General features: G+C 74.0%; 13 protein-coding genes. 3 read left to right on the top strand and 10 right to left on the bottom strand.

Annotated features, from left to right (window positions below; all coding sequences use genetic code 11):
- Positions 1-16 precede the first annotated feature (16 nt).
- Entirely contained in the window at positions 17-463 is a 447-nt protein-coding gene (locus tag AB0E88_RS09450) for an Lrp/AsnC family transcriptional regulator (RefSeq protein ID WP_361626493.1), read from the bottom strand.
- Positions 464-608: 145 nt separating this feature from the next.
- Here AB0E88_RS09450 and AB0E88_RS09445 point away from each other — a divergent pair, with 145 nt between their 5' ends.
- Positions 609-1088, top strand: a complete 480-nt coding sequence (locus AB0E88_RS09445) for a rhodanese-like domain-containing protein (RefSeq protein ID WP_361626490.1) — start codon at positions 609-611, stop codon at positions 1086-1088.
- A 21-nt stretch (positions 1089-1109) separates the two neighbouring features.
- On the opposite strand, the gene AB0E88_RS09440 is transcribed toward AB0E88_RS09445, so the two are convergent.
- Both AB0E88_RS09440 and AB0E88_RS09435 read right to left on the bottom strand, forming a co-directional pair.
- Complete coding sequence (locus AB0E88_RS09440) at positions 1110-2798, bottom strand: DUF885 domain-containing protein (RefSeq protein ID WP_361626487.1); 1689 nt, start codon at positions 2796-2798, stop codon at positions 1110-1112.
- Positions 2799-2915: 117 nt separating this feature from the next.
- On the bottom strand, positions 2916-3404 hold the full coding sequence (locus AB0E88_RS09435) for an Lrp/AsnC family transcriptional regulator (protein WP_361626484.1): 489 nt from the start codon (positions 3402-3404) through the stop codon (positions 2916-2918).
- On the opposite strand from AB0E88_RS09435, the gene AB0E88_RS09430 reads away from it, so the two are divergent.
- A complete protein-coding gene (locus AB0E88_RS09430; RefSeq protein WP_361626481.1) occupies positions 3366-4736 on the top strand; it encodes a PLP-dependent transferase in 1371 nt (456 codons plus the stop codon). The two genes, AB0E88_RS09435 and AB0E88_RS09430, sit on opposite strands and share 39 nt — an antisense overlap.
- Before the next feature lie 293 nt (positions 4737-5029).
- Here AB0E88_RS09430 and AB0E88_RS09425 read toward each other — a convergent pair whose 3' ends face one another.
- From AB0E88_RS09425 to AB0E88_RS09415, 3 genes are all read right to left on the bottom strand, one after another.
- Positions 5030-6499: a GNAT family N-acetyltransferase gene (locus tag AB0E88_RS09425; RefSeq protein WP_361626478.1), complete on the bottom strand. Its 1470-nt coding sequence runs from the start codon at positions 6497-6499 to the stop codon at positions 5030-5032.
- A gap of 213 nt (positions 6500-6712) precedes the next feature.
- Positions 6713-8296, bottom strand: a complete 1584-nt coding sequence (locus AB0E88_RS09420; RefSeq protein ID WP_361626475.1) for an alkaline phosphatase D family protein — start codon at positions 8294-8296, stop codon at positions 6713-6715.
- Between the two features lie 213 nt (positions 8297-8509).
- Positions 8510-9343 (bottom strand): alpha/beta fold hydrolase, encoded by an 834-nt coding sequence (locus AB0E88_RS09415; protein ID WP_361626472.1) that lies wholly within the window; start codon positions 9341-9343, stop codon positions 8510-8512.
- Between the two features lie 231 nt (positions 9344-9574).
- On the opposite strand from AB0E88_RS09415, the gene AB0E88_RS09410 reads away from it, so the two are divergent.
- Positions 9575-10336: a GntR family transcriptional regulator gene (locus AB0E88_RS09410; RefSeq protein ID WP_361626469.1), complete on the top strand. Its 762-nt coding sequence runs from the start codon at positions 9575-9577 to the stop codon at positions 10334-10336.
- 174 nt (positions 10337-10510) lie between these two features.
- On the opposite strand, the gene AB0E88_RS09405 is transcribed toward AB0E88_RS09410, so the two are convergent.
- The 4 genes from AB0E88_RS09405 to AB0E88_RS09390 form a co-directional block, all read right to left on the bottom strand.
- Positions 10511-11293 (bottom strand): endonuclease/exonuclease/phosphatase family protein, encoded by a 783-nt coding sequence (locus tag AB0E88_RS09405; protein ID WP_361626466.1) that lies wholly within the window; start codon positions 11291-11293, stop codon positions 10511-10513.
- A 143-nt stretch (positions 11294-11436) separates the two neighbouring features.
- Positions 11437-12594 (bottom strand): ROK family transcriptional regulator, encoded by a 1158-nt coding sequence (locus tag AB0E88_RS09400; RefSeq protein WP_361626463.1) that lies wholly within the window; start codon positions 12592-12594, stop codon positions 11437-11439.
- 108 nt (positions 12595-12702) lie between these two features.
- On the bottom strand, positions 12703-13365 hold the full coding sequence (locus AB0E88_RS09395; protein WP_361626460.1) for a response regulator transcription factor: 663 nt from the start codon (positions 13363-13365) through the stop codon (positions 12703-12705).
- A 14-nt stretch (positions 13366-13379) separates the two neighbouring features.
- Positions 13380-14561 carry a histidine kinase gene (locus AB0E88_RS09390; protein ID WP_361626457.1) on the bottom strand — a complete coding sequence of 394 codons (1182 nt, stop codon included), beginning with the start codon at positions 14559-14561 and terminating at the stop codon, positions 13380-13382.
- Positions 14562-14605: the final 44 nt, after the last annotated feature.

Genomic DNA, 14605 nt, shown 5'->3' with positions numbered 1-14605 from the left:
GCGCGGAGGGGCGCGGCTACCGGCCGAGCGCGCGGCGGGCGAGCGGCGACGAGTACACCACGCTCGTCGTCACCGAGCCGAGTGCGCCGATCCGGCCCGACACCTCCTCCAGGTGCTGCATGGACCGGGCGGCGACCTTGATGACGAAACAGTCGTCGCCCGTCACGTGATGCGCCTCCAGGATCTCCGGCGTCGCGGTGACCAGGTCGTGGAACGGCTTGTAGTTGCCGTTGGGATAGCGCAGGCGCACGAACGCCAGGATCCCGAGCCCCAGCCGCTCGGGGTCCACGACCGCGGCGTACCCCTTGATCACCCCGGCCTCCTCCAGCCGGCGCACCCGCTCGGTGACCGCGCTCGCGGACATGGAGACGGCGCGGGCCAGCTCGGCGAAGCTGGCGCGCCCGTCGCGCTGGAGGACGTCGAGGATGCGCCAGTCGGTGGCGTCCGGGGAAAACGCGGTCATCCCCGAGGGATAGCAGGGGAATCGACGGTCGCACAAGGTGCACACCGGGGAACGCCCCTTCAGGAAGATGATTGACCAGCCGTAGATTTCAGGACATCGACGACCGTTGCCGTCGCCTCGACCTCCTTCGCTGAAAGGCCGGCCCATGACCACCACGACGACCGCCAATCCCGTCCTGCGCGTCGCGCCCGCCGCCCCCGCCGAGGCGGCCGCCTACTTCCGTGCCTCGCTCGTCTTCCACGCCGACGTCTCCGACGTCGCCGCCGCACTCGCGGCCGGCGGCGACCCCGGCTTCGTGGTCCTGGACTCCCGCTCCACCGCCTCCTGGGACCAGGGCCACGTGCCCGGCGCGGTCCACCTGCCCACCGCGCTGATCGCCGAGCAGGCCGAGCAGCTCCTCGACAGGAACACGCCGGTCGTGACGTACTGCTGGGGCCCCGGATGCAACGGCGCGACCCGCGCCGCGCTCGCCCTCGCCGAACTCGGCTACCAGGTGAAGGAGATGCTCGGCGGCTTCGAGTACTGGGTGCGCGAGGGGTTCGCGTACGAGACCTGGGAGGGCGGCGAGCAGCGCGCCGCCGACCCGCTCACCGCGCCGGTGGACGGCGACGACTGCGGCTGCTGACGCCGCCCCCGCGGCGGCCGGTCACAGCCGGGACAGCTCCTCGACCAGGTCGTCCAGGCCCAGCGAGCCCTGGGAGAGGGCGGCCATGTGCCACGCCTTGAGGTCGAAGGCGTCACCGTGCCGCGCGCGGGCGTTCTCCCGGCCGGTGAGCCACGCCCGCTCACCCAGCTTGTAGCCGATGGCCTGGCCCGGCATCGTCAGATAGCGGGTCAGCTCGCTCTCCACGAAGTCCGCCGGCCGGCTGCTGTGCGCGCCGAAGAACTCCTGTGCCAGCTCCGGCGTCCAGCGCTCACCCGGGTGGAACGGCGAGTCCGCCGGGATGTCCAGCTCCAGGTGCATGCCGATGTCCACGATGACCCGCAGGGCCCGCATCATCTGCGCGTCCAGGTAGCCGATGCGCTCCTCGGCGTCCTTGAGGAAGCCCAGCTCGTCCATCAGGCGCTCCGCGTACAGCGCCCAGCCCTCGGCGTTGGCGCTGACCATGCCGACCGAGGACTGGTAGCGGGACAGGTTCCCGGCGACGTGCGTCCACTGGGCGAGCTGCAGATGGTGGCCGGGGACGCCCTCGTGGTACCAGGTCGACACCAGGTCGTACACCGGGAAACGGGTCTGGCCCATCGTCGGCAGCCAGGTGCGCCCGGGGCGGGAGAAGTCCTCGGACGGGGACGTGTAGTACGGCGCCGCCGCACCGCCGGGCGGCGCGATGCGGGACTCCACCCGCCGCACCCGCTCGGCGAGTTCGAAGTGGGTGCCGTCCAGCGCGTCGATGGCCTCGTCCATCAGCCCCTGCAGCCACGCCCGGACCTCTTCGACGCCCTCGATGTGCCGGCCGTGCTCGTCGAGGTGCGCGAGCGCCACCCACGGGGTCGCGGCGCCGGGCAGGATCTTCTCCGCCTCCTGCCGCATCTCGCCCAGCAGGCGGTGGTACTCCGCCCAGCCGTACGCGTACGCCTCGTCCAGATCGATGTCGGTGCCGTTGAAGGAGCGCGACAGGACGGCGTAGCGCTCGCGGCCCACCGTGTTCGGTGCGCCCTCGACGGCGGGGGCGTACACGTCGCGCATCCAGTCGCGCAGTCCGGCGACGGCGGCGGTCGCCTCGCGGGCCGCCGCATCCAGTTCCGCGCGCAGCGCGTCCGGCCCGGCGGCCGCGAAGTCCTCGAACCAGCCCCGGCCCTGCCCGGTGTCCGCCCACTCGGTGAGCTGCCCGGTGAACGTGGCGGTCGGACGGGGCGCGGCGTACAGCTTGCGCTCCAGGCCGAGCGTCAGGGACTCGCGGTACCCGGCCAGCGCGCGCGGCACCGCCCGCAGCCGTTCGGCGATCGCCGCCCAGTCCTCCTCGGTCTCCTGCGGGGTCACCGTGAACACCTCGCGCACCTGGTGCGGCATGGTGTGCAGGTTGCCGACGGCGCGCAGGTGCTCGTCCGCCTCGTGCACGGCGAGTTCCGCGGTGAGCCGCTCGCGCAGCAGCCGCGCGCAGCGCCGCTCGATGTCGCTGTCGGCGCCGGGCCGGCGCTCCGCCTCGTCCAGCTTCGCCAGGGTGGCCCGCGCCAGATCGGCCAGCGCGTCGGCGCCCGCCGGGGACGTGTCGGGCATCCGGCGCGAACTCTCCGGTACGCCGAGGTAGGTGCCGGTGATCGGGTCGAGGGCGATGAGCTCGTCGACGTAGGCGTCGGCGACCTCGCGGGGCAGCGGGCTCTTGGTCTCTGACATGCCGCCATCCTCGTACGCGTGCCGCCACCGCGTCTGCCGGGTTTCCCCTACGGCTGCCGGCGTCGGCCGGATTCCGACCGCCGGGACACCGGAGCCCGCCGCCTCCCCGGCCCCACGTCAGGGCGTCCCCGGGCGCTCCGGCGGCAGCAGAGGTCCGCAGTCCCACTGCTGGAAGATCAGCCGGGTCTCCACGCGGGCCACCTCGCGGTGGGCCGTGAAGTCGTCCAGGACCAGGCGCTGCAGATCCGCCATGTCCGCGACCGCGACATGGACGAGGTAGTCGTCGGGGCCCGTGAGATGGAAGACGGTCCGGGATTCCGGCAGCGCCCGGATCCGCTCGACGAACGGTCCCACCAGCTCCCGCCGGTGCGGTCTGACCTGCACCGACAGCAGCGCCTCCAGCCCGCGGCCCAGCTTGGCCGGGTTCAGCCGCAGCTGATGGCCGAGGATCACGCCGGAGCGGCGCAGCCGCGTCACCCGGTCCAGACAGGTCGACGGCGCGACCCCGACCTGCGCGGCGAGGTCCCGATAAGTGGTCCGGGCGTCGTTCTGCAGCAGCCGCAGCAGATGCAGATCGACCGGATCCAGTACGACGGATTCGGCCATGCGCCGAACGTAGCACGGCTTTCGGCCACACAAACCCGGCCGGTGTTCACCCTTCCCGTCAGGGCCGAGCTGATCGAGAGCCGTCCCGCCCGGGGGACCCCTGGAACGGCCAGGGGTGCCCGCGTGGACCCCGAGGAGATCCCTGTGGAGGCGCCCGTGGACACCGCCCGTACGACGCGCAGAGCACTGGCCACCGAGGCCGTGCACGCCGGCCGTGACGACCTCGCCCGCCAGGGCCTGCACGCCCCGCCCATCGACCTGTCGACCACGTACCCGTCGTACGACAGCCGTGGTGAGGCCGCTCGGATCGACGCCTTCGCGACGACCGGCGCCGAGCTGGACGGCCCGCCCGTGTACGCCCGGCTCGGCAACCCGACCGTCGCCCGCTTCGAGACCGCGCTGGCGAAGCTGGAGGGCACCGAGGCAGCGGTCGCGTTCGCCAGCGGCATGGCCGCGCTGAGCGCCGTGTTGCTGGTGCGCGCCTCGATGGGCCTGCGGCACGTCGTCGCCGTACGGCCGCTGTACGGCTGCAGCGACCACCTGCTCACCGCCGGACTGCTCGGCACCGAGGTGACCTGGACCGACCCGGCGGGCATAGCCGACGCGCTGCGCCCCGACACCGGCCTGGTCATGGTCGAGACCCCGGCGAACCCCACCCTCGCGGAGATCGACCTGAGGGCCGTCGCCCACGCCTGCGGCTCGGTGCCGCTGCTCGCCGACAACACCTTCGCCACCCCGGTGCTCCAGCGGCCTGCCGAGCGGGGCGCGCGGCTAGTGCTGCACAGCGCCACCAAGTACCTCGGCGGCCACGGCGATGTGATGGCGGGCGTGGTGGCCTGCGACGAGGAGTTCGCCGGGCGCCTGCGGCAGGTGCGGTTCGCCACCGGTGGTGTGCTGCATCCGCTGGCCGGCTATCTGCTGCTGCGTGGCCTGTCCACCCTGCCGGTCCGGGTGCGCGCCGCCTCCGCGAACGCCGCCGAACTCGCCGGCCGGCTCGCCGCCGACCCGCGCGTGGCCCGCGTCCACTACCCGCGCATCGGCGGCGCGATGGTCGCCTTCGAGGTGCACGGCGACCCGCACGAGGTCATCGCCGGCGTACGGCTGATCACCCCTGCGGTGAGCCTGGGCAGCGTCGACACGCTCATCCAGCACCCGGCGTCCATCAGCCACCGCATCGTGGACGAGGGCGACCGCCGCGGCGCCGGCGTGAGCGACCGGCTGCTGCGGATGTCGGTGGGCCTGGAGGACGTGGACGACCTGTGGGCGGATCTGGACGGGGCGCTCGCCGGGGCGTCGGACCGGTCCCGGACGAGCGCGGCCGCCGCGCACTGACCTGGGCGGCGCGAGCGCGCGCTGACGCCGAAGGCCGCCGGGGAGGCTCGGCGGCGCATGGCGCAGGCCGTCGGGGGTGGCTGGGCGGTGCACGGCGGAGGCCGCCGGGAGCGGCTGGGCCGCGCATGGCGCAGGCCGTCGGGGGGCGGCTGGGGGTGCGCGGCGCAGGCCGTCGGGGGCTGCTGGACGGTGCGCGGCGCAGGCCGTCGGGGGGCGGCTCAGACGTGCACCGCGGCGGCTGTCGGGGATGCGGCCCGGCGGGGGACACCGCCGGGCCGCATCGCCGGGGGGCCTCAGTCCCGTGTCACGCTCGCGTCGTACCGTGCGACGCTCCCGCCGTACGACTCCACGCCCGGCCGCTGCCGGTCGTACGGCCGCCGGGAGCCGGCCGGGATCGCGTCCAGGCGGGCGGTGATGACCAGGGTGCCCTCTTCGATCTGGTAGTCGAGGGGCAGCCCGAGGCCGCGCATCGCGGCGACCATCCCGGTGTTGGAGGCCTGCGTGACCGCGTACACGCTCTCGCAGCCCGCCTCGACCGCCATGGCCACCAGCCGGCCGAGCAGTTCGCCGCCGATGCCGCGCCGCTGCCACTCGTCCTCGACGAGCAGGGCGACCTCGGTCTCGTCGCCGTCCCACAGCAGATGGCCGAGGCCGACGATGCGGCCGGAGGCGGTCTGCACGGCGAGCGTGCGCCCGAAGCGCGGGCTGAGCAGGTGGTTCAGATAGCGGTCCGCGTCCCGGACCGGCCCGTGGTAGCGCAGGGACAGCGTCCGCGCCGAGCACCGCTCGTGCATCGCCTTCGCCGCCCTGAGGTCCCCGGTGCCGGCCCGCCGCACGGTGATCGGGTTGCCCTCGGGCAGCGTCAGCACGTCGGTGCCGACCGGGACCCGCGGCCCGAGCCGCGCGTCCAGCTCCACCAGGGCGCGGGCCCGCGCGAACTCCGTCGGCGTGAACGGCAGATACGGCCGCTCGACGGTGAGGACGCCGCCCTCGGGCGCCCGCAGCCGCAGCACGGTGTCCTCCAGCACGCCCTCTTCCGGGACGGCGTCGGCGCCGCCGGCCGAGGCCGCGGGCAGCGACCGGATGGTGCAGCGGCCGAGCAGCTGGCGCAGGGCCAGGGGCAGTTCGGCGGTGTCCAGGGCGGTACGCGTGGCCAGGGCGAGGACCCGGGTGGGCGCGTCCACCAGATCGTGGGCGTCGGCGCGCTCGAGCCAGGTGCCGGTGCCGCCGGCCAGGGCCACCACCCGGGTCAGCTCGGCGGCCGTCAGCGTGCCGGGGGAGCGCAGCAGGAACTCGTCCACGGCCGTGTCGCCCAGTGGGTGCGCCTGCAGGCTCAGGATGTCGACCCGGTGCCCGGCCAGGGCCGTGCACAGCGCGGCCAGCGAGCCGGGCTGGTCCCGCACGGTCGTACGCATCCGCCACAGGGTGCTCTCGGCGCCCGCCGGGTCCGCGTTCCGCTGTGCCGGGGAGTCCTGCCCGGCCGGCGGCTCGGCGGAGCCCGGCCGGGCGCCGGTATCACCGGTCGGCGGCGCGTGTCCGTGCCTGCGTGACCACCATGTGTGGAAGCCGGCCGTGGCCGTCAGCACCACCGCCGACGCCACCAGCAGCACCGGTCCGTCGGGGCCGTGCCCGATCAGGTTCGCCACGCCGTCGGCCACCGCCACGGCCGTGAACATCGCTGCCAGCTCCACCACGTCGCGTCGCCAGTGGTGGACGGGCCGGCCGTGCCGGGCACGCTTCACATCGGGAATCTCTCTCCTCATGCACCCACTGTGAAGGAACGGTGTTGCGTGATCACGAACGTCTTGTGACCGATGGGTAAAGCGTGCTTCCAGGGATTTTGTCCGTTATGTCACAACCGTGTTGCACCGGCGCCGACGGCCGCCCGCCACCGGCGAGTTGACCGCGCCGCGCTCCGGGGGATGACGCCGGGGCGCGGCGCGGACACCGAGGGTACGCGAGACCTCACACCGTCCTCACTGGCCGACGCGGCCCGGCTGGAGGACCTGTGTGAACAGCACGGTGCCGTCCTGCTCGCGCAGCCGGACCGTCAGCTCGCCGCTGTCGCCGTCGATGTCGACCTCGCCGAAGAACTGGTAGCCCTCGGCCGGCGAGACGTTCCCCCTGGCCGGCGCCTTGACGAACACCCGGTCGGGGCCGAAGGTGCCGTCGAGCGCGCTGGCCGGGAAGGCGCCCGCGTTCAGCGGCCCGGAGACGAACTCCCAGAACGGCTCGAAGTCCTTGAACGCGGCCCGCGACGGGTCGTAGTGCTGGGCCGAGGTGTGGTGCACATCCGCGGTCAGCCACACCGTGCCCGTGATCCGGCGGTGCTTGACGAACCGCAGCAGCTCGGCGATCTGCAGCTCACGGCCGAGCGGGGCGCCCGGATCGCCCTGCGCCACGGCCTCGAAGTTCGGCCTGCCCTCCACTCCGTCCGGCACGACCAGGCCGAGCGGCATGTCCGCGGCGATCACCTTCCACACCGCGCGCGAGCGGGCCAGCTCGCGCTTGAGCCACTCCAGCTGCTCACGGCCGAGGATGCCCTGCGGGTCCGTGGTCTGGTCGTCGGGGGAGTTGGCGTTGCGGTAGGTCCGCATGTCCAGCACGAACACGTCCAGCAGCGGGCCGTGGTGGACGACCCGGTAGATGCGGCCGTCGCCGCGTGCGCCCACGGTGGAGACCGGGAAGTACTCGGCGAAGGCACGCCGGGCGCGCTCCGCCAGGTCGTCCAGCCGGGTGCCCGCCGGGTAGGGGGTGCCGGAGGCGATGACCTCGCCCGGGTACCAGTTGTTGCGGACCTCGTGGTCGTCCCACTGGATGATGTTGGGCACCTGCGCGTTGAACCGGCGCAGCGCCGCGTCGAGCAGGTTGTAGCGGAAGTTGCCGCGGTAGTCGTCCAGTGTCACGGCGACGTGGGACTTCGCCTCGCTGGTCACGGACCGGTACACCGAACCGTCCGGGAGCGCTGCCGTGGCCGCGATGGGTCCGTCGGCGTAGATGTTGTCGCCGCTGCACAGGAAGAAGTCCGGGTCCAGCTTCGCCATCGCGTCGAAGATGCGGTAGCCGCCGATGGACTCGTTGATGCCCCAGCCCTGGCCGGCCAGATCGCCGGACCACACGAACCGCACGCCCTGCCGCCGCCGCACGGGCGCCGTACGGAAGGTTCCGGCCACCGCCTCGCCGGTACGGCGCGGGTCGTCGGGGTCGGCGAGCCGCACCCGGTAGTGGATCTGCTCGCCGGGCGGCAGGCCGTGCAGCCGGGTCGTGCCGGTGAAGTCGCTGTCCGGGCCGAGCAGCGGGCCCTGCCAGCGGCGCGGGTTGCGGAACGACTCGGTGGGGGACGTCTCCACGATCATGCGGGCCGCGCGGTCCGAACGCACCCAGATCAGCCCGGAGTGCGAGGTCACGTCTCCCGCCTGCACGCCCCAGCCCGCCTCGGGGCGCCCGGAGAGGGCGAAGGCCGGCGCGGCGCCGAGCCCGGCCGGCAGGGACAGGGCCGCGGACGCGGCCAGCGAACCGCGCAGCACGCTGCGGCGGCCGGGATGCGGACGGTGCGACATGGAGGGCCTCCAGGGGCGTCAATCAGCCGATGTGCACGCACACACCTACTGGCGCTCCCCGGCGCACACGGAAACCACAAGTGAACAACTGACCGTGGCGCGGCGGCGGCAGGCGACGCCGAGGCGGGTTCGACCGTTCGTGACGCGGCCTTTCCCTGGGCACGGAAAAGGGGCTGACGTCGTGTCAGCCCCTCAGCCGGTGCCCGTGTGACGTCAGTCTCGGCTGCCGTCGAGGATGACCCGCGCGACCAGGGCCGGGTCGTCGTTCATCGGGCAGTGCCCGCAGCCGGGCAGCCGCACCAGCCGGGCCCGCGGCATCACCTGCTTGGCGCGCACACCCTGACGGGGCACCAGCAGACGGTCCCGGCTGCCCCAGGCCACGGTGACCGGGATGCCGGGGATGTCCTCGTCGAACCGGACCGTCGCGCCCGCCGCGAGTGTCGCGGCGAACCCCGTCGCCTCGGCCAGCGCCCGGGTCTCGGCGAGCACGGCCTGCGGGGCGCGGCGGCCGGGCCGGGCGTAGATCGTGCTGGTCAGGACCGTGCGGCCGGCCGCCGAGCGGGACAGCTGCTCGACCAGCGGCAGGGGCAGCCGGCGGGAGATGCCGCGCATGGCCAGCAGGACGCCGAACGCGTACCGCCGCTCGGCCTCGGACCAGAAACCGGCCGGGGACAGCGCGGTGACCGACCGCACCAGCCGCTCGCGGCCGAGTTCCAGGGCGATGAGCCCGCCCAGGGAGTTGCCCGCCACGTGCGGGCGGTCCAGTTCCAGCGCCTCGCACAGCGCGCCGAACACGGCGGTCGTCGTCGTCAGGTCGTACGCCAGCGTCCGCGGCAGCGCGGGGGAGGCGCCGAAGCCCGGCAGGTCCACGGTGATCACGTCGCGGTCGGCCGCGAGGATGTCCACCACGGGGTCCCAGGCCTGCCGGTGATGGCCGATGCCGTGCAGCAGGAGCAGCGGTGCGCCGCGGCCCACGCGCGCGTAGGAGACGGTCACCGGCTGCGGGCCGTGCGGGGAGGGGACCTTGAAGGAGAGCGTGGCGGACATGCGGGGCTCCTCGGGGACTCACGGACGGACGCCGAGTAGACAGCTTGTCAGCAATTACTACTGACCGGTAGCCCCTGCGGGCGGCTCCGCGGCGCGCCGATGGGCCCGGCGAGAGATCGAGGATTGGTCTTGACCAAGGGTGTGGGCCGTCCTATGGTCGCAGACAAGTGCAACAACCTTTAATAAACAAGGGCGCCAAAACGCCGCCGAGCAGGCATCGCGGAGGACAGGGTGGGGACCACGCAGCTGGAGACGGTGCCGGAACCCAAGTACTGGCATCTCAAGACCGTGCTCACCGAGGCCCTCGACTCGGAGTTCGCGGTCGGTGAGATCCTGCCCAACGAGCGCGAGCTGGCCGCCCGCTTCGGCGTCGCCCGCGCCACCCTCCGGCAGGCCCTGGAACAGCTCGAGCTCGAAGGCCGGCTGCAGCGCCGCCGCGGTGTGGGCACCACCGTCGCGCCGCCCCGCATGGGTGTGGCCGTGGGTACCGAGGAACACGCCTGGCCGAGCGTCGGCGGCGACGCCTGGCAGCCGGCCGACTGCGACCTGGCCGTGCCGCCCGCCGCGGTCGCCGACGCCCTGGAGACCGGCCGCGACGAGGCGGTGCACATCGTGCGCCGCACCCGCGTGAACAACGGCCAGACGGTCGCCGCCGAGCTGCTCTACATCCCGCGGGCCTCGGTGCCCGAGCTGAGCGGCATCGACGCGCCCTCCGGGCCCGCCCGCGCGCGTGCCGTGCTGCGCGAACTGCAGCGGCGGGAGGCGGCCGGCCAGGACCGAGCCGTCGAGCTGGGCTCCGCCGGGGCCGACGACGCAAAGGCGCTGGACCGGCTCCCGGGGGCGCCCGTCCTCGTCGTCACCACCCGCTACTTCGCCGAGGGCCGCACCGCCGCGCTGTCCGTCGCCACATACCGCGCCGACACCTGCCGGCTCACCTTCGGCGACTCGGGCGGCGTCGAGATCCACCACGACCCGGAGCGCCGGGCGTCCTGACCCACCGTCACCGCACGCGCGCCCGGCCGCACGGGGAGTGCCGGCCGACCGGCGCGCGCCGGATCGAGCCCGGTGGGGTGCGCGCCGGCGCGTGGTGCGTGCCGTCATGGCCGGCCGGGCTGTGAGGGCGCGCGGTTAACTGCTCGGCGACGAGGCGTTCCCCGGGGGCCCGCGTCACGCGGCGGGCACGCGCAGCGCTGCCAGCACCGGAAGATGGTCCGTGGCTGCCCGCAGGTCCCGTTCGGCGATCCCGGGCAGCCCCATCGGCACTCCGCAGCCCAGCACCTGGATCCCGGCCGTCGCGAAGACCGCGTCGATCCGCTGCAACGGATCGCCCAGCCGGGTGGTGTGCTCCCGCCCCCACGGCTTCGTCGCCCAGCAGTCCTGCAGGGCATCCGCGAGCAGCCCGAACGTGCGGCCGTCGGGCCGGTCGTTGATGTCGCCCGCGGCGACGGCGTGCGGCACGTCCAGGGCGGACAGCCGCTCGAGGAGCAGCCGGCCCTGCTCGTAGCGCTCCTGGTCCTGGATGCTCAGGTGACAGCTGAGCACTCCGAGCCGCGCCCGTCCGAACCGCAGGACGGCGGTGGCGAAGCCGCGCTGGTGCAGGCCGGGCGTGCGGGGCAGCAGGACGGCTTCCGCGTGCTCCACATGGGCGCGGAGCGAGGAGAGAATCATGGGGCCGGAGGCCGTGGCGCCGCCCGAGACGTACACGAGTCCGGAGGAATGGGCGAGGCGGGCCGCGGCCTTGCGCCAGCGGAAGAACCTCGGTGCCTCCTGAACGCAGACGACGTCGGGCCGGCAGGCCCGGATCACCCGGGCGAGGGCCGCGACGTCGTCGCGCATGGAGCGGACGTTGTAACTGAGGACGCGCACGACCGCGGAGCCGTCGGGCTCCGTGGCGGACTCGGGCAGATCCCGCACGCTTCCCCTTTCGCCGTGCACCAGGACGTCTTTCATCCTGAGGTCTCCACGGTGAAGTCTCGCACCGACACGTCTTCCACTTGGACGTCTTCCACTTGGATGTCTTGCACCTGGGCGTCTTTCACGCGGACGTCTTTCACGGGGCAGTCTTCCAGCGGGACGTCGCCTTCACCCAGGGATCACCGGCGGGCGGTCACCGTGCCGTCCACGGCGAACAGCTGCTCCTCCACGTGGTCCAGTGCGAGCCGCAGCGCGCCCGTGGCCACCGCCGCCTCACCGAGCAGCGACAGGGTCACCTTCGGCGGCCGCAGACAGTAGCGGGAGAGTTCCTGGCTCAGCGGCGCGAGCACCCCGTCCAGGCCGGCCGCCCAGCCGCCGATGACGACCAGCTCCGGGTCCAGGGCCAGCACCAGCGCGGCGACGTCGTGCACCAGGCGCTGGATGAAACGGTCCACCGCCGCACGGGCCCGGCGATCGCCCTCGCGGGCCTGCGTGAACACCGCGGCCACGGCCCGCTCGTCCAGCGGGTGCAGCGGCTCGTCGGTCGTCGACAGCAGCGTCTCCGGCGTCGCCTCACGCCCCAGCAGATGCAGCGCGCCGATCTCACCGGCCGCGCCGCCGTACCCCCGGTGCAGTCGCCCGCCGATCAGCGCGCCCGCGCCCGGGCTCAGTCCCGCCAGGACGAACACGATGTCGTCGGACTCGGTGGCGGCGCCCTTCCAGTGCTCGGCCACGGCGGCCGCGTTGGCGTCGTTCTCCACCAGCACCGGGCACTTGAAGGAACGGCTCAGCCGCTCACCCAGCCGCAGTCCCGTCCACCCCGGCAGCGCGGTGCCCAGCCGTACCGTCCCGCCGGCCTCCACGATCCCCGGTGTGGCCACGCCGACGGCGCGCAGCGAGCTGCGCGGCACCCCGGCGCGGCGCAGCAGCTCCGCCACGGTCGTCCGCAGCCGCTCCAGCCGCTCGTCCGCCCCGGCGGACTCCTCCACGTCCTTGGCCTGCGCGCCGACCACCCGTCCGTCGAGGTCCGCCAGCAGCGCGGCCACCCGGTGCGCACCGATCTCCACGCCCAGCAGATGCCCCGCCTCCGCACGGAACCGGAACCTCCGCGCGGGACGTCCCTGGCGCCGTGCCGTGCCCTCCTCGGCCGCCTTCTCGACGACCAGGCCCGCCTGGATGAGATCGTCCACGACGCCCTCGACGGTCGGCCGGGACAGCCCGGTCACCCGCGTGACCTCCGTCAGCGTCGCGCAGTCCGTGGCCCGCAGCGCGTGCAGCACCACCGCGGAATTGATCCTTCGCAGCAGCGAGGGATCCCCGCCGGTCAGCCGCCCCACCGTCCGTCCTCCCAGCTCGTGCGCGTGTTGGCGGGATCGTACTCGGCACGGCGGGCACCGGCGAGACGCGGGCCGCAAGGGATCGGACCCGCAGTGCCCCGGCCGGACTCAGCCCGGGGTGACGAAGCCCGACTCGTAGGCGAGGATCACCGCCTGCGTGCGGTCCCGCGCCCCCAGCTTCGCGAGGACGCCGCTCACATGCGATTTCACGGTCTCTGTGCCGACGACCAGCCGTGCGGCGATCTCCGCGTTCGACAGCCCGCGGGCCATCAACCGGAGCACCTCGCCCTCCCGCTCGGTCAGCCGCGCCCGCTCCAGCAGATCGCGGGCCGCGCGGTTGCCGCCGCTGTCGCCGTACTCGGCGGCCATGCGCCGCACCGAGGCGGGGAAGAGCAGTGACTCGCCCTCCGCCACGAGCCGCACGGCGTGCACGATCTCCGCCGGCCGGGCCCGCTTCAGCAGGAAGCCGTCCGCGCCCGCGCGCAGCGCCCCGTACACGTACTCGTCGTTCTCGAACGTCGTCACCACGAGGATCTTCGGCGGATCGGTCACGGTGCGCAGCACCGCGCGCGTGGCCTCGATGCCGTCCAGCAGAGGCATCCGCACGTCCATGGCGACCACGTCGGGCCGCAGCTGCCGCACCAGCGGGATCACGGCCGCCCCGTCGGCCGCCTCCCCGACGACCTCGATGTCGGACTGGGCCTCCAGCACGGCCCGCAGACCCGCGCGGACCAGGGGTTCGTCGTCGACGAGGAGAACGCTGACCGGCATCCGGCCAGCCTAGATCACCCCACCGGCAACTCGACGTGCACCTGCCAGTCGGGTCCGTCGGGGCCCGTGCGGGCCCGGCCGCCGAGCAGGGCCGCACGCTCGCGGATGCCGCGCAGGCCGCTGCCGCGCACACCGCTGCCCCGGCCGGGCCCGGGTATCTCGCCGGGCAGTGGATTGCGCACCTCCAGCAGGAGCCGGGCGTCGTCCGCGGCGACCCGCACCCGGACCGGCACCGAGCCCGCGTGGCGCAGCACGTTCGTCAAGGACTCCTGCAGCATGCGGTACCCCTCGCGGGAGACCGGGCCGGGCACCGTCTCCAGCGGGCCGCTCAGCTCGGCGTCGACCTCGGCGCCCGAGGCGCGGGCGGACTCCAGCAGCCGCCCGGCGTCCACGAGCGTCGGCCGGCCGCTCACCGGTCGCTCCTCCTCCCGCAACACACCGAGCACCCGCTCCAGGTCCTCCAGCGCCGCCCGGCCGGTGTCCTCGATCGCGGCCAGCGCCCGGCCGGTGAACTCCGGATCCCCCGCCGCCCGGGCCGCGCCCGCCTGGACGACCGCCACGGTCAGGGCGTGCCCGATCGAGTCGTGCAGCTCGCGGGCGATGCGGTTGCGTTCCAGCAGTTGCTCGGTGCGTTCCTCCAGCGCGGCGAGCCGCTCGGCGGGGGAGGGCCCGAGCAGGCGCAGCGCGACCCGGGTGATGAGCTCGCCACCGGCGAGCACGACGGCCGGCAGCAGGAGCAGGGGGACCGGCGCGAGGGCCGCGTACCACCAGTGGTGGCCGGTCACGGGCAGCCATCCGCCGCTGTCCGGCCGGCCGCCCAGCGCCGCCCGGACCAGGTCCAGGGTGATCAGGGGCAGTTGGAAGGTGAGCTGGGAGACCACGGCACCCAGCAGCAGCCGCGTCTCCAGCCAGAGCACCGTCCGCCCGCGGTCGCCCCACGTCCTCGCAGGACCGGTGACGATCACCGGCGCCTCGCCGTCCCGGCGGCCGAGAAGCAACAGCCGGGCCTGGAAGCCCTCCACGGTCCGCATCGCGGGGATCAGACCGGACAGACCGAGCACCACGGCCGCGCCGGCCGGCGCCCACCAGGCTTCGTCGATGAACAGCCACATCGCCGGCCACACGACGGCCACGAACAGATGCAGCCACCGTGTGTACGTGACCGCCCGAGCGAACGGGCGCAACCAGCGGATCATGACGTCATCGTGCCAGCCACCACTGACAACGGACCTCCCCCGCA

This window comes from Streptomyces sp. NPDC028635, from assembly GCF_040637635.1.
Lineage (GTDB): Bacteria > Actinomycetota > Actinomycetes > Streptomycetales > Streptomycetaceae > Streptomyces.
This window is presented reverse-complemented; position numbering and strand designations above follow the sequence as displayed.

Excerpts from the sequence above, each read along its gene's own strand:
- AB0E88_RS09450 (WP_361626493.1), bottom strand. The coding sequence starts at position 463 with ATGACCGCGTTTTCCCCGGACGCCACCGACTGGCGCATCCTCGACGTC.
- AB0E88_RS09445 (WP_361626490.1), top strand. The coding sequence starts at position 609 with ATGACCACCACGACGACCGCCAATCCCGTCCTGCGCGTCGCGCCCGCC.
- AB0E88_RS09440 (WP_361626487.1), bottom strand. The coding sequence starts at position 2,798 with ATGTCAGAGACCAAGAGCCCGCTGCCCCGCGAGGTCGCCGACGCCTAC.
- AB0E88_RS09430 (WP_361626481.1), top strand. The coding sequence starts at position 3,366 with ATGCAGATCGACCGGATCCAGTACGACGGATTCGGCCATGCGCCGAAC.
- AB0E88_RS09435 (WP_361626484.1), bottom strand. The coding sequence starts at position 3,404 with ATGGCCGAATCCGTCGTACTGGATCCGGTCGATCTGCATCTGCTGCGG.
- AB0E88_RS09425 (WP_361626478.1), bottom strand. The coding sequence starts at position 6,499 with ATGAGGAGAGAGATTCCCGATGTGAAGCGTGCCCGGCACGGCCGGCCC.
- AB0E88_RS09420 (WP_361626475.1), bottom strand. The coding sequence starts at position 8,296 with ATGTCGCACCGTCCGCATCCCGGCCGCCGCAGCGTGCTGCGCGGTTCG.
- AB0E88_RS09415 (WP_361626472.1), bottom strand. The coding sequence starts at position 9,343 with ATGTCCGCCACGCTCTCCTTCAAGGTCCCCTCCCCGCACGGCCCGCAG.
- AB0E88_RS09405 (WP_361626466.1), bottom strand. The coding sequence starts at position 11,293 with ATGAAAGACGTCCTGGTGCACGGCGAAAGGGGAAGCGTGCGGGATCTG.
- AB0E88_RS09395 (WP_361626460.1), bottom strand. The coding sequence starts at position 13,365 with ATGCCGGTCAGCGTTCTCCTCGTCGACGACGAACCCCTGGTCCGCGCG.
- AB0E88_RS09390 (WP_361626457.1), bottom strand. The coding sequence starts at position 14,561 with ATGATCCGCTGGTTGCGCCCGTTCGCTCGGGCGGTCACGTACACACGG.